This window comes from Streptomyces sp. cmx-18-6 (assembly GCF_046548915.1).
Classification (GTDB): Bacteria; Actinomycetota; Actinomycetes; order Streptomycetales; family Streptomycetaceae; genus Streptomyces.
This window is the reverse complement of the sequence record NZ_JAEBEP010000034.1, coordinates 1-1,758: the sequence shown is the minus strand read 5'-3', so window position 1 is coordinate 1,758 and position 1,758 is coordinate 1. Positions and strand designations below refer to the sequence as shown.

General features: G+C 71.0%; 3 protein-coding genes. All 3 read left to right on the top strand.

Annotated elements, in window-relative coordinates:
- The coding region (locus ACLJPL_RS33985; protein ID WP_411084800.1) for an adenosylhomocysteinase at positions 1–127 on the top strand (127 nt) is incomplete at its 5' end.
- 37 nt (positions 128–164) lie between these two features.
- Positions 165–1,376: a methionine adenosyltransferase gene (gene metK / locus ACLJPL_RS33980; RefSeq protein ID WP_411084806.1), complete on the top strand. Its 1,212-nt coding sequence runs from the start codon at positions 165–167 to the stop codon at positions 1,374–1,376.
- Between the two features lies 1 nt (position 1,377).
- Positions 1,378–1,611: a hypothetical protein gene (locus ACLJPL_RS33975; RefSeq protein ID WP_411084805.1), complete on the top strand. Its 234-nt coding sequence runs from the start codon at positions 1,378–1,380 to the stop codon at positions 1,609–1,611.
- Positions 1,612–1,758 lie beyond the last annotated feature (147 nt).

Sequence of the window (1,758 nt, the reverse complement as noted above, 5' to 3'; positions counted from 1 at the left end):
CGAGAAGGTCGCCCGCCTCCACCTCGACGCCCTCGGCGTCCGCCTCACGACCCTGCGCCCGGAGCAGGCGGCGTACATCGGAGTCGAGGTCGAGGGCCCCTTCAAGCCCGACCACTACCGCTACTGACCCGACTCGGCCGGAACCCCCGACACCTGGAGTGCGCATGTCCCGTCGTCTGTTCACCTCTGAATCCGTGACCGAGGGCCATCCCGACAAGATCGCCGACCAGATCAGCGACACCGTCCTCGACGCACTGCTGGCCCAGGACCCCGCCTCGCGGGTCGCGGTCGAGACGCTGATCACCACCGGGCAGGTACACATCGCGGGGGAGGTGACCACCACCGCCTACGCCCCGATCGCCGCACTCGTGAGGCAGAAGATACTGGAGATCGGGTACGACTCGTCCGCGAAGGGCTTCGACGGCGCCTCCTGCGGGGTCTCCGTCTCCATCGGCGGCCAGTCCCCCGACATCGCCCAGGGCGTCGACACCGCCTACGAGAAGCGGGTCGACGGCTTCGACACCGATGAGATCGCCCAGCAGGGCGCGGGCGACCAGGGGCTCATGTTCGGTTACGCGTCCGATGAGACCCCGAACCTCATGCCGCTGCCCATCGAGCTGGCCCACCGGCTGTCGCGCCGGCTGACCGAGGCCCGCAAGGACGGCACGGTCCCTTACCTGCGTCCGGACGGGAAGACCCAGGTCACCGTGGAGTACGCGGGCAGCCGCCCGGTCCGCCTCGACACCGTCGTCATCTCCTCCCAGCACGCCCCCGGCATCGACCTCGCCGGACTGCTCACCCCCGACCTCCGGGAGTTCGTCGTCGAGCACGTTCTCCGACAGCTCGCCGAGGACGGCATCAAGCTGGACACCGAGGGCTACCGGCTGCTGGTGAACCCGACCGGGCGCTTCGAGATCGGCGGCCCGATGGGCGACGCCGGCCTGACCGGCCGCAAGATCATCATCGATACGTACGGCGGCATGGCCCGCCACGGCGGCGGCGCGTTCTCCGGAAAGGACCCCTCCAAGGTCGACCGCTCGGCGGCGTACGCCATGCGCTGGGTCGCCAAGAACGTCGTCGCCGCGGGGCTCGCGCGGCGCTGCGAGGTCCAGGTCGCGTACGCCATCGGCAAGGCCGAGCCGGTCGGGCTGTTCATCGAGACCTTCGGTACGGCACATGTGGCCACCGGCCGGATCGAGAAGGCCGTCATCGAGGTCTTCGATCTCCGTCCGGCCGCCATCATCCGCGACCTCGACCTGCTGCGCCCGATCTACGCCCAGACCGCCGCCTACGGCCACTTCGGCCGCGAGCACGCGGACTTCACCTGGGAGCGTACGGACCGCGTCGAGGCCCTCCGCGCGGCCGCGGGGGTGTGACATGCCTGCCGCCCTGAGCGGAGAGGCCGCCACCGGCCACCTGACGGCCCGCCCCGGAAGGCTCACCCGCCACCTCCTGGCCGACCGGGCGGGCAAGGTCCCACCGGCCTCCCCGGCCGACGCACTGGGCATGCGGCGAGGCGGAGCCGCGTCCGACATCCCCTACGGCCCCGGCCGCCTCGGGCTCGCACCCGTGGGCGAACCGCGGCCGACCGGAGCGGAGCCGGCAGCATGAACGCCCGGTCCGCCGAGCTCCGCGAGGCGCTCGCGACTCGGGTGGTGGTGGCGGACGGTGCGATGGGCACCATGCTCCAGGCGCAGGATCCGACGTTGGAGGATTTCGAGAATCTCGAGGGCTGTAACGAGATCCTGAACGTGACTC

Excerpts from the sequence above, each read along its gene's own strand:
- metK (WP_411084806.1), top strand. The coding sequence starts at position 165 with ATGTCCCGTCGTCTGTTCACCTCTGAATCCGTGACCGAGGGCCATCCC.
- ACLJPL_RS33975 (WP_411084805.1), top strand. The coding sequence starts at position 1,378 with ATGCCTGCCGCCCTGAGCGGAGAGGCCGCCACCGGCCACCTGACGGCC.